At 51.3% G+C, this 224-nt stretch carries 1 rRNA gene; it reads right to left on the bottom strand.

The window, feature by feature from the left end:
- Window positions 1–155, bottom strand: a 23S ribosomal RNA gene (locus HOP45_RS20515); the annotation flags it as partial.
- Window positions 156–224: the final 69 nt, after the last annotated feature.

Here is a 224-nt window from a genome sequence, read left to right as displayed (position 1 = left end):
CAGGATACGGTCCCATTACGGACCGTGGGTTCCCCCATTCGGACATCTCCGGATCATAGCCTACTTACGGCTTCCCGAAGCATATCGGTGTTAGTCCCGTCCTTCATCGGCGCCTCGTGCCAAGGCATCCACCGTGCGCCCTTATTCACTTAACTACATGTGACTAAGACGCTTTCTTGTTTCGATGTTCGTTGAATCTTGCTTATCCAGTTTTCAAGGTTCAC

Origin of the sequence: Thalassobacillus sp. CUG 92003 (genome assembly GCF_013618635.1) — a bacterium.
GTDB lineage: Bacteria > Bacillota > Bacilli > Bacillales > Halobacillaceae > CUG-92003.
The sequence above is the reverse complement of the archived record's forward strand: the minus strand, read 5'-3'. Positions and strand labels throughout refer to the sequence as shown.